This is a genomic window from Vagococcus intermedius (assembly GCF_029144185.1).
GTDB lineage: Bacteria > Bacillota > Bacilli > Lactobacillales > Vagococcaceae > Vagococcus_D > Vagococcus_D intermedius.
This window is the reverse complement of record NZ_CP110232.1, coordinates 520,516-544,023: the sequence shown is the minus strand read 5'-3', so window position 1 is coordinate 544,023 and position 23,508 is coordinate 520,516. Positions and strand designations below refer to the sequence as shown.

Below are 23,508 nucleotides of genomic sequence, written 5' to 3'. Positions count from 1 at the left end.
CTATCCTTTACTTGATTGATTCGCATAGCTAACAAGCTCTTTAGCTAAGGCGTCTTCTTCTTCTGGTAATGTTTCAACAAAATCCAAGACCTCTTCAACTGGGAAACCAGTCACATTTCCTACGAAAATTTTGTCATAGATTTGCTCTGGTGCTAATTCTTTATCTACCAATAACTCTTCATACAGTTTTTCACCTGGTCGAATACCGGTTTCAACAATTTTAATTTCATCCGTCGACATGCCACTCAACTTGATGACTTGCTCTGCCAAATGACTAATCTTAACAGGGTCACCCATATCTAAAACGAACACTTCGCCACCTTTAGCTAACGCTCCTGATTGTAAGACTAACCGACTTGCCTCAGGGATCGTCATAAAGTAACGCGTCATCCGCATATCGGTTACTGTTAGAGGACCACCTTTAGATAATTGCTCTTTAAAAAGTGGTACGACACTCCCTCGGCTTCCTAAAACATTTCCAAAACGAACTGCTGAAAATTTTGTGCCACCTGCTTCATTTAAACCTGTCACAATCATTTCAGCAATCCGTTTTGTTGATCCCATTACATTTGGAGGATTATTCGCTTTATCCGTTGACACCATCACAAAGGAAGTAACATGATTAGCCTTAGCCGCTTCCGCTACATTTTTAGTTCCATAGACATTATTTTTTACAGCTTCCGTTGGATTATACTCCATCATTGGCACATGTTTATGAGCCGCTGCGTGATAGATAATCGCTGGTTGGTGAGTTTTAACTACATCAAAAATGCGCTCACGATCTTGGATATCGGCAATCACTGGGACAATTTCTGTTTGTTTCTCTTTAAATGTTTGGCGTAATTCCTTATCAATTAAATAAATCGAATTTTCACCATGACCGACTAAAATAATTTTTTTAGGGGTAAAGCGCATTACCTGGCGACAAATCTCTGAACCAATCGAACCGCCAGCTCCTGTGACCATAATCGTTTGATTGGTTAGTTGTGTTGCTAGGACTTCTGTATCTAACTTCACTTCTTCTCGCCCTAATAAATCAACCACATCAATTTCACGTAATTTGGTCACACTAACATCACCATTGACTATTTCTTCGATCGAAGGCATTGAGCTGACCTTTACATTTGTTTGATCTAATTCTTTTAAAATTCTTTCAAACCCTTTGGCTTTCAAAGACGGGATAGCAATAATAACTTGTTCAACATCATATTTTTGGACAATTTCTTGTAAGTTTTTTGTTGTTCCTCTAACTTTCTTCCCACAGAACACTGTATTCGCTTTATTAGGATCATCATCAATCAATCCCATAATATTAAATTTTGAATTTTGACGCTCTAAGGTTGAAATCAGGACTGCTCCACCAGCACCTGCTCCAATTACTAGCGTTGGTTTACATGGATACTTTGGCTCCACTCGTTTATTGCGATGTTCGATGAATACTTTCCAACTAATGCGACTAGCAATAATAAAAAAGGTCGTCAATAAATAAGTTAATAATAAATAACGTTGACTATGACTAATCCCACGTATAAAAAAAACTATCGCTTCTATTAAATAAGCCAACGTTGTTGCAGCTAATATTGAAACAATTTCATTTAAATTAGTATAACGATTGACTCGTGTAAAAATATTAAACATAAACCCTAAAATCAAATACAAAATAATTTGTATCCCTAAGGTTTTAAACATTAAGTGATCTGTCACCCCTACAAAAGGGATTAAAAACAAATACGAAAAAATATTGGCAACACTTATTAAAAATAGATCGACACTGATCAAAATACTGATTTTTACTTTTCTAGACACTTACCCAAACTCCCTTTCCAACTACTACAACCCTAAAAAACTTTTTTTTACTTCCCTTGGTTCAGCGACGACGGCCTCATCCCCATTGATGACGTGCCGTGTCACTTTTTTTAATGCTTCTAACTTTTCTTTTCCAAAATCTTTTTCAATCTGCTCATAGGCTTCTTTTAAATAAAAAGTCCGTGTTTTTAAATTATGAGCATCACTTGCGACCATCTGAACTAAATTATGCTTCACCATCTGCTTCGCCACTTTTTGGATTTTTTTACCAAAGACTCCTACATAGCTTGGGGCAGTTAATTGTGTCAGACAGCCCATCTCTAGAAATGGTAATAATTTATTCGGTTCCTCCATAAAAACCCGATTACGTTCCGGATGAACGATAATCGGGGTAACCTTTCTTGTGAGAAGGCCCAAGAAGACCATTTCTGTATAGGCAGGGACATCTTGACTAGGAAACTCAACCAATAGATAACGATTTGATAAGTCAGCACATAATAAATTTCCCGCATCAAAGTCTTCTAGTAATTCACCTGTCAGATGAACTTCTTGACCTTCGTAAACAGTCAGAGGAATATTCTCTTGATCCAAGACTGCTTGTAACTCAGCTACTGCTGAGATTACTTTAGCACTGGGATTGTCATAGCGATGATTATTGTGATGAGGAGTGCAAAGAATGTGGCTAATACCTTGAGAAACTGCCTTTTTAGCCAAAGCTAGTGAGTCATCAATTGTTTGCGCACCATCATCTACTCCTGGTAAGAGATGGCAATGTAAATCAATCATAATAGTCTCCTTTCTAACTTCCGTAGTAATAATAACCTTGATCGGCACTTTGTTGTGATCCGTTGTAAACTGCTCCTAGGATATTAGCATCCACCATTTCCAATAAATGCTTCGCTTTTAATAAAGCATTTTTATTCGAAATACCCTCACGAACGACTAAAATCGTGCCATCAACTTTAGCTGACATGATTTGGGCATCCGTTACCGCGACTACCGGTGGCATGTCAAAAATAACCAAATCAAAATACTGCTCCATTTGGCTAATCACATGGTTCATTTTGGGTGAACTTAACATTTCCGATGGATTAGAAGGTTTCGGTCCACTTGGTAAAACCATTAGATTTTCAACTAAGGTTTGTTGCGCAACGTCCGTTACTGCTATTTCATGCATCCCTAATAAATTACTCAACCCACGCTCATTTTTCAGATTAAAAGTCTTCGCAACAGTCGGTTTTCGTAAGTCTGCATCTACCAATAAAACACGTAAGCCAGAGTTAGCAAAGACCACCGCTAAATTGGCTGAGGTTGTTGATTTTCCTTCGCTAGGACCTGACGATGTCACGACTATTGTTTTAAGTGAACTCTCAGCCATCGCAAACTGGATATTGGTTCTGATCGTCCGATATTGTTCGGACACTGGTGAATTTTTATTTTTCAAAGTAATTAAGCTAACGCCTTTAGGCATTATATTTTTAAGTTCATTTTTCTTTTTAAACATCTGCTCCCTACCTTTCTGCTGAGCGACTACGACGACTATTTGTTGTCATACTTGACTCATCTATATTTTGAACTACTCCTTGACTTCCCATTGCTTGTGTCAGATCTTTTTCACTCATTTGTGGTACTGAGCCTAAGATTGGAAATCCTAAAGTGTCGCGTATAAAGCTGTCATCTTTGACTGTCTTATCTAGTAACTCAGCTAGTAAACTAAAACCTAATCCAACAACTATCCCTAAAATGGCTCCAATAATTAAGTTTAATTTATTATTAGGTGAGACTGGTTTTTCATTTAGCGACGCTTTGGCAATAATAGAAATCTTATCAACATCAATGATTTCTTTCGCTTTCTCTTGGAAGACTTCCGCCACTGTCCCAGCTACTGCTTGGGCTTCTTTAGGACTAGTCCCAATCGCTTTAATCGTAAACATTTGTGAATTTTGTTCTTGACTAACAGTTAACATGCTTTGAATTTGGTTAGCTTCACCTGTAAACTGATTTTTTTCTACTAAACGCTCATGAGCCTTTTCAACCACAACACTTGATTTGATAATATCTTTGTACGTATTGATCATCATCAACGTCGCATTTACATCCGCGGCATTTGCACTACCTTCTTCGGTTTTGGGCATCTTTACGATTAACTGCGTATTACTTGCATATTTTGGCGTAATGATTAAGAAAGTTAAGATCGCTGCAATCCCAATCCCAACAAACATACTACTTAATATCAAAACTAAGCGTTTCTTTAAAATATTAAAAATTTCCTGTAAACTAATTGTTTCTTCCATCTTACTCCTCCACTATCTTAATATTCTCTATTTTTTCTATTTAAGCGAATTTTTAGAACTTGACATTCTAATAACTCTTTCTATTATATAATATTTTTATCTTATTACAATATAAAATCTGTTTTTCTATTTAGAATCATTCTTATTTTACTTTTTAACAATAAATAAGCTACATGGGAAAATGTATTATATTTTAACTAGAAAAATAAAAAAGCAGTCTTACCTATGTAATGGCAAAACTGCTTTACTTTTAATTACTATTTTTAGGGTTGATTAAACATATTTTTAAGATATTCTTCCAGGCCTTCTTCGATTGTATAGTGACCACTAAAACCCAAAGCTTTTAATTTTGAAATATTAGCATAAGAATGAGGGATATCACCTTGGCGTCCCTCTTGATAATTTATTGGAAGCTCTGACTTAACATTAGTTTTAGCCAATTCAATCAAACGATTTAACGAAGTGGCTTGCCCTGTCCCTACGTTGTATACTTCTCCTAATGATTTCTTTGACTCACCGACAAGAAGTAAGGCTGCTATAACATCTTTAACATAGACAAAATCACGTGATTGAGATCCATCACCAAAGACTGTAAAATCAACCTCTTCACCTCGCAAGTGCCGCTCTAATCGATCTACTAAAATTGAAATAACTCCTGAATAGGGTGAACTAGGATTTTGATTTGGTCCATAGACATTGAAAAATCTTACCGCACTAGTCGGAACGTTATACAAATGACTATATGCCAGTACGTATTTTTCTGCTGCAAACTTATCAATAGCATAGGCTGTTAAGGGACGAATAACAGACTCTTCTTCCTTCGGCAGGGTTGGTTCATCGCCGTAAACTGCTGCTGATGACGAAAAGACTAATCTTTTTAAATCAGGCTGTTTACTTTTGATTAGTTCTAATAAAAGTAATACACTTTCAAAATTAATTTGATGTGTCTCAATAGGACGCTCAACTGAATCCGCCACACTCGCAATCGCTGCTAAGTGATAAATATAATCAAATTCATTATTTTCAAGTACCTCACTCATCAATTCTTTATTTGTAACATCTGCCTCGACAAAAGTTAAATTAACTCTATCTACTAAATTACTAACATCTCCCATAGATAAATCATCAATAACCATTACTTCATGGTCAGAACTTAGGTGGTTAGCTAAAGTCGATCCTATAAAGCCCGCCCCACCGGTAATTAAATATTTAGACATCTATACTCTCCTTTTTATTACTACCCTATACTTTTTATTCCAAAAATAGCCTCTTAAGTAAGAGGCTATTTTCCATGATATATTAATAGTTTAATTTACTTACTCTCCAACTTCAACTCTTCTTTTAAATCTTCTTTGATTTTCGTCGTTGAGATGCCTTCTGTTCTTGGTAGATACAATACTTCACAATATTCTTTTAAGAAGTCAAACTTCCCTTCCCAATCATGACCCATGACGAAAATATCAATCTCATTATCCACCACGTCAGAAATTTTTTGTTCCCACGTCGTCTCAGGGATCACTTGGTCCACATAGCGAATCGCTTCTAAAATAAATTTGCGATCTTCATAAGACGTATAAGCTTTCTTACCTTTTAGCGCATTGAACTCATCAGATGATAAAACAACTGTTAGATGATCGCCCTGTTCTTTAGCACGTCTCAAAATGTTGACATGACCTTTATGTAGCAAGTCAAAGGTCCCATAAGTTATTACTTTTCTCATTTTTCTACCTCACTTCGTTCCTAATTAGAAACAATTTTATTTTTTATTTACAGAGTGTAAATCTTCATTCCTTTATAGTAAGGCAACAGGCGCCACATTTCAACTTATCTTCCTTGTTTTTAATCGAATTTAACTTCTATCTAATAATAATAAACTAAAAAACATCTGAGAAAGCACTCAGACGTTTTCTATTTAAATAAAATCAACAAAACGGGCTCTAAATTTCATATGTAAGTGGGAGCCGACGATCAATAAAAAGCCGACAATCAACCAAAACAACAAGGTTTGTGAGCCTTTTTCCCAAAACCATGCCTTTGATAAAAAGGAATCTCTAAAACCATCAATAATATAATAAATTGGATTGAGTTCTAAGATACGCACAATAGTATCTTTCCCTTGAAACTGTGCCATTGTTTTCATATTCCAGATGGGCCCAGAAACGTAAAATAAGAGACGTAAAATTGATTGTAACATAATGTGATAATCACGAACCAAAACGGTAATCGTTGCATTCAAAATCCCAAAAGCAAAAAGGAAGGCGATCATACACAGAAAATAATAAAAATACTGTAACCAATAAAGACTTGGTGTGACACCACCGAAGAACATCGCCACAATTAACAGTGCCATCATGGCACGATAACTAACAAAATTACTCGTAATATTAACTGAGGGCAGGATACTTACTGGAAATTTCATTTTGGAGACCATGCCGACTTGTCGATAAATACTGTTTGAACAGCCTAATATCGAACTACTAATAAAGAACCATGCAATAATCCCAATCAACATCCAGATAATAAAAGGGACACCATCTACTTGCTTCCCTTGATTGACACCTAAACCAAATACTAAATAATAAATGCCAATTTGAATAGCTGGATTTAAAAACTGCCAAACTAGTCCTAAATAATGACTTTGATACGTTGCTTTTTCTTCATATTTTGAAATACGACGAATAATCCCTAGATTATTCAGTTGCTCTTGTAACACTAACTTTACATCATTCATCTTTTCTTACTCCTTTATAACGACACTCAGCATACTAGCCTGTAGTCGCTCATCACACGAGTGGCTAACTATTTATACTAAACTAATGTTTTTTATTTTTTTGATACCATTTTTTAGAGCGGTACATAAATAGTGGCACTTCTAGTAAACGATACATTCTTTTCGGATTACTTAATGAGCGATATAACCACTCAAGATGTAATTTAATAAAAATATTCGGCGAGCGTTTGACATGACCACTAATGACATCAAAACTTCCTCCCACATCTTGAAAAACCCGCGCCTCTATCGCCTGATAGTGACGTGCTAGCCATTGTTCTTGTCTAGGAAAACCTAAAGCAACAAATACGAAGGTCGGCTTGACTTGATTGATACTCTCTACAATTTCCTCTTCGCTCAAGTCAGTATACCCATCAATCCAACCGGCTATCTTGATATTAGGATAGTCATTTCCAATAACCTTGACCGTATCAGCAATAACTTCTGGTTTGGCTCCATATAGAAAGAGACTGTCACTCTTTTCATCAGCATATTCAAGTAATTGATACATCAGCTCAATCCCTGTCACCCGCTCTTTGATTGCCCCACATTGTTGTTGCGAGGCTTTGACCATACCAATACCGTCTGGGATTCTATGACTGGCTGTTTCGATTAATGACATTACCTCGGGGTAGTTTGAGGCATGTAGCGCAATTTGAGGGTTAATACTCAGATAAAGCGTCTTCTCTTGTCCAGCTAAACGTTTTGGAAGTTCTGCCATTATGTCTGATAGGGTGATGACATCAACAGGAATTCCTAAAATATATTCTGTTTTCATCACAAGCCTCCTTTAACCTAAAGCTTCTTCTTTTAAATAACTCAGCAAACGTTCGGTTGCTTGACCATCATTATACTGATTCCAAACCTCATTGATAGTGTCTAAAGAGACACTTTCTTGACGATTAATTAATTCTAATAATTCTTCCAAGTTAGTCGCACAAGCCTCGTTGGACCACTTGACAAAGTCTTCTTGTAACCCAACACTTTTGTGATAATTAGCAATATCTGGACAATAAAAAACTAACTGTCCTTCTGGATTAGCCAGAGAATACTCAAAGGGAATTGAGGTATAATCTCCTATCAAACAATCAACGGAAATTAATAGTTCTTGTAAATTCAAGCCGCGCATATCTGTCATCACACGGGGATTGTCCGTCAACTCACTTGTCGCAATTTGAGCCTCCAAATGGGGGTGACGTTTATAAATTAATACTGTCTCTTCATCTAAACGTCGTAACCATTTCCACCAGACCGGCTCCTCAAGTGGAGCATCACGATAAGTTGGGGCATATAGTATGACTTTTTTATCACGTGCTTCTGGAAATTGCTGTTGAAACTTTGCAATAGCTTTCTCACGGTAATCTTCCTTAAAATAATTGTCGATTCTAGGCGAGCCTATTTTTAACATGCGCTTTTCAGCTAAGTGAAAGCTAGCTTTGAAGATTTGAGCCATCCGATCTGAACTGACCACAATTCGGTCAAAACGGTTGTAAACCTTCTGAAAACGTTGTTGGTCTTCTAAAGTTCGCTGACTTGTCTTAGGATCCCCCCAACCAAAACGTTTGACAGCCCCATTGGCATGCCAAAGTTGAATAACTTGGGTCGTCTTAGGTAAGGTCAACTCACCTAAAAAAGCAAAATAATTATCACACAGAATCAAGGCTGAACTAGCCAGACGAGGGATCACTTTTTTGAAAAAATCAACTGATGCTGCAAGTGATTCAATGACAAAACCAACATCAGACAGTCCTTCAGCTTCTAAGCGACAAGCCTCCGTATAATAAATAACTACCTTTCGCTCTGGAAAAGCCTTGTTCAATGTTTTTAAGAAACCTTGATCATTGCCAGGAAAACTCATCAAATAAGCAATTTCATCACTCGTTCCTTGTGCGACTGCTTTACTTGAAGCAAGTCTCACAAACCCCATATAACCTTTTTTTAATTCTTGTACGATGTACTCTTTAACTTTCATTATAATAGCCTCTCAATTTATCATTAAATCAACTCATATATAATATGTTGTGAAAGTTCCGCTGCTTTCGTTTTGTTTGCTTTGATTGGGACGGCAGGTTTAATTGGCTTAGGTTTTTCAAATAACAAACCTGGCTGTTTGATGATTTCTGTTAGAGCACGACCATTTAAATTAACTGCAGATAAAAAGACAATGGCTACTAACATCAGCACCAAGCTCCATTTTGTCAGCAGTGACATCTTACCGATTGGAGGTCCTTTGATTACCTCTGGGTCTTGATTTTTTTCGTCAACCTTTTTCGCCAACTCTTCTTCATTAAAAGCGGTTTGTTGGTCTTTAAAGCCTTGTTGATAGCTTTTTTTATCTTCTGCTGATTGTTTTCTAAACCAAGCAGTGAACTCTTTATATTCTGACACGACTTTAGCTGTTTCATCAAACATTTTTACTTCACCATAATGCATCCACAACACTCGATTACAAAGCTTTTCAATTTGCCCTAAAGAATGGCTCACGAAGAAGATTGTTTTCCCTTCTGCTTTAAATTGCTCGATTCGCTCCACACATTTTTGGTAAAAGGTATCATCTCCAACGGACAATGCCTCATCTATGATTAGGATATCAGGATTATTATGGACTGCTACGGCAAAGCCTAAACGTGATTTCATCCCACTCGAATAATTTTTAACAGGCTGGTCAATAAACGCACCCAAATCAGCAAAGGCGATAATATCTTCTTGAATATCATCCACTTCGGCATTCGTTAAGCCAGACATCAAACACTTCAAACGAATATTTTCTAAGCCAGTCAACTGTCCTTTTAAGCCTGCTCCAATAGCGATGATAGAGGTTTCACCATTTATTTCTAACTGACCCGTTGTTTGTGGAATAATACCTGCTAAAATATTAGATAATGTCGATTTTCCAGAACCATTAATCCCAATCAAACCAATTGATTCACCAGCATAAACTTCCATGTCGACCCCTTTTAACGCCCAAAAATGTGGGATATCTGCGTCTGAAAATTTAAAAAGAGCTTTGACTTTATCTGACTTCTTTTTATACAAATCATACTCTTTAGTAATCATCTGCATCCGAACTTTTACATTTTTATCTGTTGTCACTTGCTTACGCCACCTTACTTATTTTTGTATCATGATTTTGTTAAGACTCATTAGAATTTTACACTATTCCTCTATCTTTTTCAAAATTATGATAGTTACTTAATCTTTTCCTTACTTTCCTTCAAAATATAATAGTAAAAAGGACAATTGCTGTTATACAATTGCCCTTTCTTGCAAGTTTAATTAATAACTGCCATACCATCATTTGGGAAAGTCCTTGGTGAAACCTCACCATCAGTTTTTAACTTATAGCCTTTTTTGTCACGTTTATCTGGTTTATCTAAACCAAGTGACACACGCATCTTATGGCTAATGTACTCGAGACTATCATCATGTAAACCGACCATGCTGACACCATAGTAATCAAAACTCATCCATGAGAAAATATAAGACTCAAAATCATAATCAGTTGCCAAACCTGATTGGACAATTTTTAACATTGTCCCCATATCCATATCTGTCCAAAAATGGCCAGATAAGGCACGCATAACCTCTTCAAATTTAGTAATTGAACCGGCACTCATCGCTTTTTTCAAAACAGCTTGCATAATTTCTTGTTGACGACTTCCTCGCATAACATCATTGTCAATCTTACGGGTTCTTGCGAACGCCAAGGCTTGCTCCCCATCTAAGGTATGCTTGCCTTTTTTCAACTTAACAGTAAATTCTGATTTAGCATTTTGCTCAACAAAATTAAATGGAACATCAACTTCCACACCATCAAAAGCATCGACAATATCTTCAAAAGCTTTAAAATCAACGGTAATATAGTAATTAATTGGCACGTTCATCAAGTTTTCAACGGCATCCATGGTTGATTCAATCTCACCATAAGCATAAGCCGCATTGATCTTATCCATCCCTAAAAATTCTGGTGACTTAATTTTAGTATAGGTATCTCGTGGAATACTTACCAAATTAATTTCTTTGGTTACAGGACTGACAGTAGCTAATAACATCGCATCTGTTCGCGTTGATTCTAAATTACGTTCATCATTATTATCAATCCCCAAAATCAAAATAGCAATGGGGTCCTTTATTGGATCTATGTTGTCATTTATCGACGTTTCTCTTTTTACTGGTTGATAGGCCTCATTTAAAAAATTGTCCGTATCATTTAATAATTTCACGCCATACAGTAATACACCTAAAATAGCAGCTAAGGCTAAAATAATGACAAGCTTGCCCCACTTCACATAACGGCCTTTTGCTTCGCGCTTCATTGCTGTAAGACGAGTACCTCTGACACTTTTTTCATTTTTATTTTCTTTTGTCATTTATGTGCTTCCTTTATATACTGTAATTAATCAATTTATTATAGCATAAGTGACTTGTTTCTCAAACTAGCTTTTAATAATTTAAGATTTCCATAACTTCTAAAGTTTAAAGAATTAGAGTTGGCAGTCGTTCCTTTCTGCTGTATAATGAAAAAGGATTATGAAAGTAGGTAGAACATATGAGTTTCATTTATAGCTTAATTTTACGTTTGATCGTAACGGCTATTATTAGTTATTCAGTGACTCCCTTAATAAAAAGATTATCTTGTAAATTAAACGCAGTAGACGTGCCAAATGAGCGACGCTTAAACAAAGTCTCTATGCCCTCCGCTGGTGGATTAGGGATTTATCTAATTTTTTGTCTAGCGTCTCTGCTTATCTTCCCTGATGTGATCCCTTTTAAGTTTGCCTTAAAAATGATCTTAGTTAGTGGCATTGTCGTTATAACTGGTCTCTTAGATGACATTTATGAACTATCACCTAAACAAAAATTATTCGGGATTGTCTTAGCAGCCTTAGCAGCCTATTTTATCGCTGATATTCGTATGGACACAGTCAATATCTTTTCTTTTGCCCATATCAACTTAGGTTTTCTAAGCTTACCTTTCACTATTATTTGGATTGTCGCATTAACAAATGCGATTAACTTGATTGACGGCTTAGACGGTCTGGCTTCCGGTGTGTCCATTATCGCATTGACTGCGATCGGACTTGTTGGTTACTTATCACCTGCAGCTGTTTTAATACAAGTGCCAATTATGATTTTTCTACTTGTGGCTTGTATTGGTGGCTTTTTACCTTACAATTTTCACCCTGCAAAGATTTATCTTGGTGATACCGGAGCCTTATTTTTAGGTTTTATGATTTCAACCTTATCCTTACAAGGTCTCAAAAATGCCACTTTGGTTTCCTTGATTATTCCTTTAGTTATTCTTGGAGTCCCTATTACCGATACTATTTTTGCGATTATTCGACGTTGGCTCAACAAACAACCGATCTCTAGTGCTGATCATATGCACTTACATCACCGTTTGCTTTCAATTGGGTTTACCCACCGTGGTGCTGTTTTGATGATTTATTGCCTAGCCTTAATTTTTTCTTTTATCGCTATTCTCTACATCTTTTCTAGCACACTTGCTAATATCATCATGACGATTGCCGTCATCTTTGGCTTGCAACTCTTTGTTGAGTTAATCGGATTAACTGGTAGTGAGCGCCAACCACTTATGAATATTCTAAAATTTATTGGAAATAAAGCCTTTCGTGATAAAACGATTCATGAATACCATGAAAAAAAAACAAATAAAAAGCAGAAAGATTAATCTTTCTGCTTTTTATTTGTTTTTCTACGCCACTTTAGCATAACTTTTTGAAACTTACTTTGGCGTGTCTCAATTGTTCCGTGAATAAACTCCTCACAAATTGCATTAATCACACCACCTAATAAAATCAGGGTTGCGGCAAAATCAAGCCATAGCATAAACACCACAAACCCACCAATAATACCGTAACTCACCAAACTACTTGAAAAGTACTTTGTATATAAACCAAAAAATTGTGTGAGTACCATCCAACCGATTGTGGTTAAAATAGCGCCTGGCACAACTGAGCGCCAACTAACACGAGCATTTGGTAAGGCACTGTAAATCAAACACATTGTTAAAAATAACATTGCTACTGTTACAGGCCATTTCAACGTTCCAAATAAATCAGTAATATCTAATACCACACTATTTGATACATTTAAAAGTGGTAAAATGTAGTCTAACACAGCCTGTCCAAAACTGAAAACAACCGCTAAAATCATCACGGTCAACATAAATAATGAAATAACTCCAAAAGAAAAAATTCGTGTTAAAAACATATTTGCCCGGCGTTCCACACCAAAAACCTTATTTAACGAATTTTGCAAGGCGTTAATACTACGACTACTCGCCCATAAAGTTGCAATAGCTGATACCGACAACAAACCACCACTTGAACTACTTAATAAACTACGAATTGTCCCTTTTAACATACTAAAGATATTAGGTGGCACCATTGATTCGATATAAGGCAAAATTTTATCAGGATCCATATTTAAATATGGCAACATATTGCCAATTGCAATCAACAACGGAAACAATGACAATAACAAATAATAAGCTATTGCCGCTGCTGATGGTCCAATTTCAGCACTTTTAAATCGATTCATACTTGTTTGAATGAACAAACGCTGTCGTTCATTTTTAACAACCTTATTTAATAAACTCATAATGCTCCTTATAACACCTACAACTCAACAACCTCACAGTAATTTACAGTTTGTAAATTATTGATCTCCTTGAGACGTTAAAATTTGAGGGCCTTCTTTTGTAATTGCAATAGTGTGCTCATATTGACAGCTCAAGCCACCATCTTTTGTACGAGCAGTCCAACCATTATCATCCATCTTCATTTTCCAAGTACCGGTATTAACCATCGGTTCAATCGTGATAACCATGCCTTCTTTTAAACGTAATCCTTTACCGGCTTCGCCATAATGAGGAACCATTGGTTCTTCATGAATCGTTGGACCAATACCATGGCCAATAAAATCGCGAACAACGCCTAAGTTTTCACCTTCAACATAAGTCTCAATAGCGTGACCAATATCACCAATTCGGTTACCGACTTGTGCTTGTTCAATCCCTAAATACATTGCCTTTTTAGTCACTTCCATTAGCTTGTCAATCTCTGGTGTTGACTCACCAACAACGTATGACCAACATGAATCTGACATCGCACCGTTTAAATCAATACACATATCAACCTTAATCAAATCACCTGATTTTAATTTTTCTTTTCTTGGAAACCCATGACAGATTTCATCATTAATACTGCAACACGTGGCATATTCGTATCCTTCAAAGCCGATTTGAGCAGGAATTCCGCCATTTTTCACAATGTACTCATGGACAAATTTTTCAATATCCCAGCTCGTCACACCTGGTTTAATAAACGTTCTTAATTGGTGGTGTACGTCAGCAAGTAATGCTCCTGACTCTGCCATTTTTTCAATTTCTCGTGCTGATTTGATTGTTATCATTCTTTTTACTCTCCCTTTCGCTTCTCTAACCTTTATTCTTTGTCACTAACTAATTAAGAATAATTAGTTTTAGCACATTATATTTTATCATATAGAGAGAGTTACGCCAAATATCGGAAGAAAATCACCTTAGAGCTAGTTTCAAAACTGATTTTTTCTGTTATAATTTAACCAATACTGTTTGGGAGGAAAAACATCATGACATTAGCAAAAATTGTTTATGCAAGTTTAACTGGTAACACTGAAGAAATCGCAGACATCGTGGCTGAAGCCTTAGAAAACTTAGATATCGAAGTGGAACAAGAAGAATGTACCCAAGTAGAGGCTGAAGACTTTGCTGAGGCTGATATTTGTATCGTAGCAACCTATACTTATGGTGAGGGCGATTTACCTGATGAAATCGTTGATTTTTACGAAGAATTGCAAGAAGTCAACTTAGCTGGTAAAAAATTCGGTGTAGTAGGATCAGGTGATACTTTCTACGAATTTTACTGCAAATCAGTTGATGATTTTGAAGAAGCTTTTGTTAAAGCAGGCGCAACTAAAGGGGCTAACTCTGTGAAAATAGACTTAGCCGCTGAAGAAGAAGATATTATCAAGTTAGAGGCCTTTGCTAAAGAAATCGCAAGTTCAAATTAAAAAAAGATGAGACCATCAGGTCTCATCTTTTTTTAGATAACATAAGTCAAAATTTGATTGAAATCATTCGCCACTACACTTTTAATGACATCATTTAATAGTTTCATAATCTCTTCATCCGTTGGTTGGATGAGGGATCCCACTGATAAAGTAGCAATCCCAGTAGCCACAATCCATGTACCAGAAAAAACCGCTTCTTTTTGCCCCTCAGATAAATTCTGAAGTGAGGGTTCTTTTTCCATCCCCTCCATAAAAACTTTCCTACTAAATTGATTTAAAATATCATTGCCTGAATGCCCCTCTAAATAAAGGGCACGATATAGTGTACTTTGCTCGCAAGCAAAATGAATATAATTAAGGTTAGTATCGATAAAAGGATGTCCTGTCACCACTTTATCAAAAACTTTTTCGTATAAATACTCTTCAATTTTTTTAAATAGCTCTATTTTCAAATCATTCATGTTCTTAAATTCTAGGTATATTGGTTGCGTCGAACATTTCATTTTAGTGGCGATATTTCTTGCTGTAAAACCAGCAAACCCCTCAGTCATAATGATATCATACGTAGCATCTAAAATTTGTTCTTTTGTAATTGTTTTTTTTCTAGCCATACATAGCTCCCCTCTTTCAACAGGTGGTGATTTTTGTAATCGTCAGATCTATTGCTAAAAAAACAGATACGGTAAATCGTCCAATGAATAACATCTGTTTATCATTCTGGTAACATTGTAGCATGGTTTTATCCATTAAAAAAGGTAGTTATTTTGTAATTATTTTACACGCTATCACTATTTCTGGGAATGACCAAGGCTATAACCTTTTGCTGTTTATTTATATCACTATTCCTTACTCTATACTCTATTAATTGAGACAGTGTTAACTTTATGCTATGATATGCTCCAAAGAGATAGACGTTAGCCTGTCTTTAATTGTTATTTAGGGGGAAATAAAATGACACAACTAAGTATCAAAGAAAATATGAAAAAATACGCTAAATTAATTGTAGAAACAGGCGTCAATGTTCAAGAAGGACAGACTGTTGTTTTAGCCATTGATGTCGAACAAGCAGAACTTGCTCGTCTTATTGTAAAGGAAGCTTATGCACTAGGTGCTAAACAAGTCATTGTTCAATGGCAAGATGATCATATCCAAAAAGAATTTTTTTTACACGCTGCAGATGAAATTATCAATACGGTACCGGCTTACAAAGTTGAAGAAATGCAAGCCTGGGTCGACCAAGGGGCTAGCCGCATTAGTGTTGTTTCAAGAGACCCTGATGCTTTAGCTGGAACTAATCCAGATCGTGTTGCCTCTTACCAAACTGCTACTGGAAAAGCCATGGCTCCTCTAAGAGAGGCCTCACAAGCCAATAAAATTAGTTGGACGGTTGTTGCTGCTGCTGGTAGCGCTTGGGCGGCTAAAGTTTTTCCTCATTTGAAAAAAACTGAGGAACAAGTTGCCGCACTTTGGGAACAAATCTTTAAAACAACTCGTATCGACCAAGCAGATCCAACTAAGGCTTGGGCCGAACATGATGAAAAATTATGGGCTAAGGCCAATGAATTGAATGCTGAACAGTTTGATGCCTTACACTATACTGCACCCGGGACTGACTTGATAATCGGCTTACCTAAAAACCATCATTGGGAAGGTGCTGGCAGTACCAATGCTCGTGGTGAAAAATTTATGGCAAACATGCCGACGGAAGAAGTGTTCACTGCACCGGATTGTCAACGCGTAGACGGTGTGGTAACCAGTACCAAACCTTTAAGTTATGCTGGCACTACTATTACGGGGATGACCTTTACTTTTAAAGATGGGAAAGTCGTTGACTGTTCTGCAGAAAAAGGCGAAGATGTCTTGAAAAAATTAATCGCAACGGATGAAGGGGCTAGTCGTCTTGGTGAAGTCGCTTTAGTGCCAGACCCTTCACCAATTTCACAATCAGGCATCACTTTCTTCAATACCTTATTTGACGAAAATGCCTCAAACCATGTGGCTCTAGGTTCTGCTTATGCCTTTAATATTAAAGGTGGGACTGAGATGTCTCAAGAGGACTTACTCGCCGCTGGATTAAATCAAAGTACCACTCATGTTGATTTTATGATTGGTTCAGATAAAATGGCTATTGACGGTATTCGTCATGACGGCTCAAGAGTTCCTTTATTCCGAAATGGTGACTGGGCTTAACTACAAAAAAAGAAGTTCCTCTTTGGAGGGACTTCTTTTTTTCTTATCGCTTTTAAAAGTGTGCCTACGACTATCTTAGTTACTTCAACAAAGACCTTCTCTTAAAAACGTTTCTGACTGGGATCGAACCAGCGACCTATCGCTTAGGAGGCGATCGCTCTATCCTACTGAGCTACAGAAACTAAAGTGATTCCTACTTTTATTTTCGCATGCTTAACTCCTTTTGTCTAGTCATTGAGACATAAAAAAGTCTCCTAATAGGAGACTTTTTTAGTAAGAAGTTTCAATCATTTCAAGCATTTTTTTAAACTGACGTTTCTTCAAAAAACCAACTAATAGTCCAACCACTACATCATTCATTTTCTGCATCACACCAAAAGATTTCATCTCTTCTTCATACACGACTTCACAACTCTTATCATCAAGTGGACGAATGTCATATTTTACCAAGAAATCATTGCGAGTAGTAGAAGTTCTAAAATGATATGCCTCATTTTCAATATGTTTTTCAATCTTAATTTTAGCACGACTAGTCTTTGAAAATTCTTTGACATATTCATAGTTATTTAGTTGTTTACGTGTCACTGATTTTCCCGTTTGCTTGCGAATATCAAATAACACAGAATCAATGATTTTATCATATAAAAATGGTGCTGGCACATTTAATTTTTTTACGATTTGCATTCTACCTCACCTCTTTTTTCTTTGATTTCTTATTCTTTTTTTGACTTTTATTAGCACGAACATATAAGATCACACCTACAATTAAGAGTGTCGAACCTGTAATTAAGTTCAGTATGTTATACGTTCCTGTATTTTGATTTGCACTAAACATAATAATTAATAAGCCGATACTACATAAAAATAAGCCGCCTTTATTCATGATTACCCCGTCCAATCTCTTTACTTATTCTTAAACCGCTGCTACTTGGAAGTATAACACAGAACCCCAAGGTTGCGCTTTAACTTCTGCTTTTAGTGTTTTAGCTGCCGCTGCAACATCTTCTGCATTTGTGTCAAAATACATCTTCATGCCTTTTTTCTCGACGTAAGAAAAAGTCACGCCCTCTTTATCTAAACCATCAATTAATTCAATAATTTTATCTTGTTGTACTGGTGCCATTACTTCAATCATCTTAATACTCTCCTTTGCATCAACTACGGGAAAAGAGTTACTTCCACCTCTTTGGAAGCGTCAGTAACTCTTTTCTGGCAATCAATGTTAATTATTTTTTAGTTGTTTTCTTCTAATGAAGGGTCCATCTTGTTCGCTGCAATAACGAATGGTGCCCAAATTGCAAATGTTACAAGCATACATACGATTGTAACAAGTGGTGCTCTCCAGTCAGCTCCTGTTGCCAAGAATGATAATAAGACTGGTGGGACTACCCATGTTACTGCTTGTGATACTGGTGCTACTAAGCCCCATGAAGTTGCTAAGTAACCAATCGCTGTGGCAACGACTGGTGCCACGATGAATGGAATAAACATAATCGCATTTAAAACGATTGGTAGACCAAACATGATCGGCTCGTTGATATTGAAAATACCAGGTCCTAAGGCTAATTTACCCATTGTTAAGTAATCAGCACGTTTAGAGAAAATTAAGATGGCAAGAATTAAGGTAATCGTACCACCTGACCCACCAAACATTGAGTAAGCGTCAAATGATCCACGTACCCACATATAAGCTTTTCCGTCTTCAATCGCTGCAAGAACAGCTTTCGTACCTGTTAAACCATCGTATCCTTTTTGGAAAACATCAATATTAATTAATTGCGCTTGTCCGAAGATACCTTCTAAAACTGGCGCCATAACATTTGTTCCATGGATTCCGAAGAACCAGAAAATTTGAATAGCTAATTGAATAACTAAAACGGCACCTAAACCTTGAGAGAATCCCATCAATGGTTTAGCAATTGTTTCTTGTACCCAATCAATAAATAACATACCTGTCATTTCACCAAAGGCGAAGTTAAAAATAGCGATGATATACAACGCTGCTGTTGCTGGAATAATTGCTGCAAAGGCATTTGATACTGCCGGTGGAACTGATTCTGGTAATTTAATTGTAATATTTTTTTGCATTAATTTCGCAAAGATAATAACAGATACAGCACCAATAATCATAGCTGTAAAGAAGGCATTTCCGTTTAAGTGATTAAGGTTTAACCAACCCCATAATCCAACACTTAACTCGCCTCCTGGTGTCACTGTTGCGCCAATTCCTGAATCAGTAATGGCTGTGGCAATGTTAGCAGGTACTTTCATACCTAAGTCTGCTGTTTCGCTTGGTCCAAAACTAATACCTTGGATCAAAGCAGCAAGTGAGACAATCCCCCCTGCTAAGTTGTTAACATTATAAGCTTTTGCTAAGTTATACCCCCATGAAAAGGCGAAAACTAGACCGGCAATGGCAATTGTACCATTCCATACAAAGCCGTTAACGGCAATGATTTCTCTAATGACTGGAATCGATGCACCGTCATATCCTTCAATAAATTGTGCTGGTAAATCACGAATAATGGCGTTAATCATTACGGCAATCGAACCTGCCATTGTAGCTGGCATTGTTCCGATAAAGGCATCTCTTAGGGCAACTAAGTGTTTTTGTGAGCCCATTTTTGTTGCGATTGGTAAAATATACTTCTCTAACCACGCTGTTAATGCGTTCATTATTTCCTACCTCCTGTAAAATAAAATTTAATTAAAAACTTCTATTAGAAGTTTGAAACCCCTATCAATAGGTTACGACCAAATAGTTTAGACTACTTGGCCGTTCAGAATTATCTAGTTTTCTGACATTTTTTGGTGTAATTCAATAATTTCTTTTGCTAGATCAGTGAAAGCAATGGCTGTCATCAAGTGGTCTTGGCTATGAACTGTTAATAATGTGACTGTCATATGATCCCCTTGAGCTTCTTTAGTTAAAAGTCCTGTTTGTGAATGATGCGCTTCTACTAACGATGCTTCTGCACTCTTGATTTTTTCAGCAGCTTCTTCAAACTTGCCTTCTTTAGCTGCTTGAATCGCTTCCATTGCGTCACTTTTAGCATTTCCTGCGTTCATAATTAAACCCATAATTGATTCTAAATTTGCTTCATCCATGAAAATTCCTCCTACAACATTTGAAAATGTTTGTCATCCTTATTTTTAGTTCATTAATTCTAAAGCTGCTTTAAGAACGTTTTCCCCGTTCATCATACCGTAATCTTTCATTTCAATTACTGCACATGGAATACCCATTGGTTCTAATTTTTTCTCGAATTGTGCTTTCATAAAACGAACTTGAGGTCCTAATAATAAAACATCAACGTCTTTATTTGCTAAGCTTGGATCGGCATCTGAGGCTGACACTGCAAAGATATCTGTTTCTAACCCTTGCTCTTCTGCTGCTTTTTGCATCTTAGTTACCAATAAACTTGTACTCATTCCTGCTGAACATACTAACATAATTGTTTTTTTTGACATTTTATCGTCACTCCTTCGATTTGTTTTTACACTTATATATAATGCAAAAACCGTGCCAACTTTTATGGCACGGTTTTTTTAAAATATAATAGCGTCGCATCAAGCTTTACGTTCCTTATATAAACATACAATATAACCTTTACACTAAAGATTATAACCTTACACACTACCTTTAGTGTGTATTTATAAACTCTTTGTCAATCCGATTTTCAATCATCATCTGAGTAAGATAAGCTATCTCGCTTTCCGGTAAAAGTAAATCATATTGTTTCTCTAGTGCCATTAAATTAGAACGGACAGTGGTCATTTCAATTCGATGACTCGCTTTAAACTCTTCAATATCTGGAAACTTACGCGGTTCTTGCTTCGTTTTTAATGCTTCAACTAAAAAAGCCAAGTGAATCAGCATTCCTGCGTCCACTCCTGGTTCAACTACAATTTTTAAATCCGTTTGGATTTGGCTCACCATTTTTTGGAGCACCGTTAGTAATTCTTCAACTGATGGGACACTCCTAATTGTTCCTTCTAAAGATGAGACCATCTGCTCCATAGGGACTTCTTCTGCTACAATGCGTTTTAAGATATTTAACTTATCATTATCAAAAATATCAAAAGCTGTAAAGAAAGGAATATTTTGATATTCAATCTCCACAGTCCCAACAATTGCCATAATTTCATATTCTTTGATTAACTCATCAATATGCTGTTTAAAGGATTCTCGCTCTAAAAATTGTAATTGAATAATTTCAACTACCTGAGTATTTACGACCGGCACTATTCGTTCATACAACTTTTTAGCCACACCTTCTCCTGTAAAGCACGTCACAATAATCGCTTTTTGTAAATCTCTAGGGGGTCTAAATTCATTTCTCACAATATTTTCTAAAGACATCTGAATATTTTGATAAATATCTTCCAAGCTTCGTCCAATACTCGCCATCCTTACAGCTTCAAGTACAATCATAGTACTAACCATGGAAATTGCTTTTGTTCTGACACCCGTTTCTTCAAAAATCATATTTCCAAAAGTATTTAAAGAACCCATATCCGTTAGTAATAACATGCCACTAGTCATCTCATCACGATGAGCCAGTACATAATTTTTCAATTCGTCATACATGTCTTGAACTTCCATCGTAAGTGGCATATTAAAAGCGTGACCTGTTTCTGTTCCTAACAACTCTTGCACTGCTTCTAACATACTGGAAGCAGTTGACTTGCCATGCATCAAAACAACAACCGAAACTTGGCTTTCAGGAGCAGACTGACGCTCACTAATATCTAAAGACAAGAACATTGTAATAAAGCCAATTTCATCAAAAGGAATCTCAATAGCAAACTCTTCTTCTATTAAAGATGATAGATCTAGGGCTATTTGAAATTCTTTTTTGTAATTAATTCTGATTTCATTAAGGTTAGGATGAATGATACTACGCTCTTTTCTAATTCGTTCTAACGTGCCTTGTAGGTGCAGAGCAAAGGTAAACCTAGCTTTTTGATTATAACTACGTTCAAGACGTTCTTCCGCAATATCATATAAGCGATCAGTCAGATCCCATAACTCATCTGAAATCAGCTCACGATGAACATCGTTGCGTGCCAATTCATCGACATAGGTTTCAAAATATTTGTCCACATCCAATTCAATCAACTCTGCTAGATCGGTATTATCCAAATCAGAACTTTGAGATAAATTAGAGACACGCTCTTCAATAGCATTGTAAACAGCCATATCCCGTGCTGGATCAAGTGACCAAACCACATCTTTAGCGCCTGGATCAAAGGTTAAGTAGTGACTATTTTTGTCAATGAAACGATCAATTCTCTCTGGTAACTCTTTAATTTTCAACAAACCTTTTTGAACATTTAAAGGTAATTCTTGTTGTCTAATGGTTAAATGTTCTTCTTCATGGGTACGATAATGCAAAAAAGCTTTGGCACAGACAAGCTTCAAATCACGTTTAACTTGCCCAATATTGCCTTCTGCATTATATAACATATAAGCCAGCACGACATCTCGCTCCACAATAATGCGTTGCTTTAAGCGATTCGCTTCCTCTTTAATAAAGCGTGTCACGATCTCATAACGCTCATCAATCGTCCGATCTTTTAAACTAGGTAACGTCACAGACATAGGTATACGACGAGTAAAGGTACTTAAAAAGGTTGCAGAAGACTCAGTTGTCGCTCCAATAATTTGGACAGAGGCTTCATAAGTTTTAGTACTTTCGCCTAAGGGACGATAAACGCCTTTATCAATAAAGGTAAATAACATTTCCTGGCCTTCTGGAGGCAGACGATGAATCTCATCTAAAAATAAAATCCCGCCATTAGCCTTTGCCATTAGCCCCTCTCGGTCTTCATTTGCTCCAGTATAAGCGCCTTTTTTCACACCAAAAATATGAGCGAATAAAAGTTGGGGGTTTTGAGCGTAATCAGCACAGTTAAAAGAGACAAAGGGGGCGCCTTTTTCTAAAGATTCAGAAGTAATCGCAAAACGATACATACATTCAGCAAACAACGACTTACCTGTCCCTGTTTGGCCAAAAATAATCGTATGTAAGCCGCGAGGCGGGTATAAAATAGCGGCTTTTGCTTGTTGGATTACCATTTTTAATGAGTCTTTTGCTCCCACTAAGTTATCAAAACTGACCTCAAAAGACTCACTCCTATTTCCTTCTTTAAGTAGCCCTTCTTTATCTGTCATTTCCCCTGTTAAGGTAAAAATGACTGGTCTTCCAGAAGAACGTAAAACACGTTCTTCCTTGGCCAAGTCATTCAAATACCGGCTAACATTAGTTCGATCCAAAGACATCTCTTCCGCTACTTCAGCAGCTGCCAAACCCTTTGGGTGTTTTTCTAACAGTTTAATAATTTGCTCTTTTCTATTAGACATCGACT

Annotated in this window: 24 protein-coding genes and 1 tRNA gene; 3 read left to right on the top strand and 22 right to left on the bottom strand. The window is 36.6% G+C overall.

Annotation, left to right across the window (positions count from 1 at the left end; all coding sequences use genetic code 11):
• The 11 genes from OL234_RS02440 to OL234_RS02390 form a co-directional block, all read right to left on the bottom strand.
• Positions 1-1,806 carry a polysaccharide biosynthesis protein gene (locus tag OL234_RS02440; RefSeq protein ID WP_275469590.1) on the bottom strand — a complete coding sequence of 602 codons (1,806 nt, stop codon included), beginning with the start codon at positions 1,804-1,806 and terminating at the stop codon, positions 1-3.
• Positions 1,807-1,830: 24 nt separating this feature from the next.
• Positions 1,831-2,592, bottom strand: coding sequence for a tyrosine-protein phosphatase (locus tag OL234_RS02435; protein WP_275469589.1), 762 nt, complete (start codon positions 2,590-2,592; stop codon positions 1,831-1,833).
• A gap of 13 nt (positions 2,593-2,605) precedes the next feature.
• A complete protein-coding gene (locus OL234_RS02430) occupies positions 2,606-3,310 on the bottom strand; it encodes a CpsD/CapB family tyrosine-protein kinase (RefSeq protein ID WP_275469588.1) in 705 nt (234 codons plus the stop codon).
• 7 nt (positions 3,311-3,317) lie between these two features.
• Positions 3,318-4,100: a YveK family protein gene (locus tag OL234_RS02425; protein WP_275469587.1), complete on the bottom strand. Its 783-nt coding sequence runs from the start codon at positions 4,098-4,100 to the stop codon at positions 3,318-3,320.
• A 263-nt stretch (positions 4,101-4,363) separates the two neighbouring features.
• On the bottom strand, positions 4,364-5,317 hold the full coding sequence (locus OL234_RS02420) for an NAD-dependent epimerase/dehydratase family protein (protein WP_275469586.1): 954 nt from the start codon (positions 5,315-5,317) through the stop codon (positions 4,364-4,366).
• Between the two features lie 95 nt (positions 5,318-5,412).
• Complete coding sequence (tagD, locus tag OL234_RS02415; RefSeq protein WP_275469585.1) at positions 5,413-5,820, bottom strand: glycerol-3-phosphate cytidylyltransferase; 408 nt, start codon at positions 5,818-5,820, stop codon at positions 5,413-5,415.
• 192 nt (positions 5,821-6,012) lie between these two features.
• Positions 6,013-6,831, bottom strand: coding sequence for an ABC transporter permease (locus OL234_RS02410; RefSeq protein WP_275469584.1), 819 nt, complete (start codon positions 6,829-6,831; stop codon positions 6,013-6,015).
• An 82-nt stretch (positions 6,832-6,913) separates the two neighbouring features.
• Positions 6,914-7,648 carry a WecB/TagA/CpsF family glycosyltransferase gene (locus OL234_RS02405; RefSeq protein ID WP_275469583.1) on the bottom strand — a complete coding sequence of 245 codons (735 nt, stop codon included), beginning with the start codon at positions 7,646-7,648 and terminating at the stop codon, positions 6,914-6,916.
• 12 nt (positions 7,649-7,660) lie between these two features.
• On the bottom strand, positions 7,661-8,842 hold the full coding sequence (locus OL234_RS02400) for a CDP-glycerol glycerophosphotransferase family protein (protein WP_275469582.1): 1,182 nt from the start codon (positions 8,840-8,842) through the stop codon (positions 7,661-7,663).
• 23 nt (positions 8,843-8,865) lie between these two features.
• A complete protein-coding gene (locus tag OL234_RS02395) occupies positions 8,866-9,933 on the bottom strand; it encodes an ABC transporter ATP-binding protein (RefSeq protein ID WP_275470097.1) in 1,068 nt (355 codons plus the stop codon).
• A 209-nt stretch (positions 9,934-10,142) separates the two neighbouring features.
• Positions 10,143-11,240: an LCP family protein gene (locus OL234_RS02390; protein ID WP_275469581.1), complete on the bottom strand. Its 1,098-nt coding sequence runs from the start codon at positions 11,238-11,240 to the stop codon at positions 10,143-10,145.
• 179 nt (positions 11,241-11,419) lie between these two features.
• Here OL234_RS02390 and OL234_RS02385 point away from each other — a divergent pair, with 179 nt between their 5' ends.
• A complete protein-coding gene (locus OL234_RS02385) occupies positions 11,420-12,562 on the top strand; it encodes a glycosyltransferase family 4 protein (protein ID WP_275469580.1) in 1,143 nt (380 codons plus the stop codon).
• Here OL234_RS02385 and OL234_RS02380 read toward each other — a convergent pair.
• Complete coding sequence (locus OL234_RS02380; protein ID WP_275469579.1) at positions 12,559-13,494, bottom strand: YihY/virulence factor BrkB family protein; 936 nt, start codon at positions 13,492-13,494, stop codon at positions 12,559-12,561. The genes OL234_RS02385 and OL234_RS02380 overlap by 4 nt on opposite strands.
• 57 nt (positions 13,495-13,551) lie before the next feature.
• Positions 13,552-14,307 carry a type I methionyl aminopeptidase gene (map, locus tag OL234_RS02375; protein WP_275469578.1) on the bottom strand — a complete coding sequence of 252 codons (756 nt, stop codon included), beginning with the start codon at positions 14,305-14,307 and terminating at the stop codon, positions 13,552-13,554.
• A gap of 198 nt (positions 14,308-14,505) precedes the next feature.
• Between map and OL234_RS02370 the strand changes: the two genes are divergently transcribed.
• Positions 14,506-14,946, top strand: coding sequence for a flavodoxin (locus tag OL234_RS02370; protein ID WP_275469577.1), 441 nt, complete (start codon positions 14,506-14,508; stop codon positions 14,944-14,946).
• Positions 14,947-14,978: 32 nt separating this feature from the next.
• On the opposite strand, the gene OL234_RS02365 is transcribed toward OL234_RS02370, so the two are convergent.
• Positions 14,979-15,557 (bottom strand): TetR/AcrR family transcriptional regulator, encoded by a 579-nt coding sequence (locus OL234_RS02365; RefSeq protein ID WP_275469576.1) that lies wholly within the window; start codon positions 15,555-15,557, stop codon positions 14,979-14,981.
• A 340-nt stretch (positions 15,558-15,897) separates the two neighbouring features.
• Here OL234_RS02365 and OL234_RS02360 point away from each other — a divergent pair, with 340 nt between their 5' ends.
• Positions 15,898-17,136: an aminopeptidase gene (locus tag OL234_RS02360; protein ID WP_275469575.1), complete on the top strand. Its 1,239-nt coding sequence runs from the start codon at positions 15,898-15,900 to the stop codon at positions 17,134-17,136.
• 108 nt (positions 17,137-17,244) lie between these two features.
• Here the strand turns inward: OL234_RS02360 and OL234_RS02355 are convergent.
• The 8 genes from OL234_RS02355 to OL234_RS02320 form a co-directional block, all read right to left on the bottom strand.
• Positions 17,245-17,318 (bottom strand) — tRNA-Arg (locus OL234_RS02355).
• A gap of 88 nt (positions 17,319-17,406) precedes the next feature.
• Positions 17,407-17,820 (bottom strand): DUF3284 domain-containing protein, encoded by a 414-nt coding sequence (locus OL234_RS02350; RefSeq protein WP_275469574.1) that lies wholly within the window; start codon positions 17,818-17,820, stop codon positions 17,407-17,409.
• Position 17,821: 1 nt separating this feature from the next.
• Positions 17,822-18,019, bottom strand: a complete 198-nt coding sequence (locus OL234_RS02345; RefSeq protein WP_275469573.1) for a DUF3188 domain-containing protein — start codon at positions 18,017-18,019, stop codon at positions 17,822-17,824.
• A gap of 30 nt (positions 18,020-18,049) precedes the next feature.
• Positions 18,050-18,271: a hypothetical protein gene (locus OL234_RS02340; RefSeq protein ID WP_275469572.1), complete on the bottom strand. Its 222-nt coding sequence runs from the start codon at positions 18,269-18,271 to the stop codon at positions 18,050-18,052.
• Between the two features lie 98 nt (positions 18,272-18,369).
• Positions 18,370-19,812, bottom strand: a complete 1,443-nt coding sequence (locus tag OL234_RS02335) for a PTS sugar transporter subunit IIC (RefSeq protein ID WP_275469571.1) — start codon at positions 19,810-19,812, stop codon at positions 18,370-18,372.
• Positions 19,813-19,926: 114 nt separating this feature from the next.
• Positions 19,927-20,244 (bottom strand): PTS lactose/cellobiose transporter subunit IIA, encoded by a 318-nt coding sequence (locus tag OL234_RS02330; RefSeq protein WP_275469570.1) that lies wholly within the window; start codon positions 20,242-20,244, stop codon positions 19,927-19,929.
• 45 nt (positions 20,245-20,289) lie between these two features.
• The gene (locus OL234_RS02325) at positions 20,290-20,607 is read right to left on the bottom strand and encodes a PTS sugar transporter subunit IIB (protein WP_275469569.1); all 318 of its coding nucleotides are present in this window, start codon (positions 20,605-20,607) and stop codon (positions 20,290-20,292) included.
• A gap of 172 nt (positions 20,608-20,779) precedes the next feature.
• Positions 20,780-23,503: a sigma-54-dependent transcriptional regulator gene (locus tag OL234_RS02320; protein WP_275469568.1), complete on the bottom strand. Its 2,724-nt coding sequence runs from the start codon at positions 23,501-23,503 to the stop codon at positions 20,780-20,782.
• Positions 23,504-23,508: the final 5 nt, after the last annotated feature.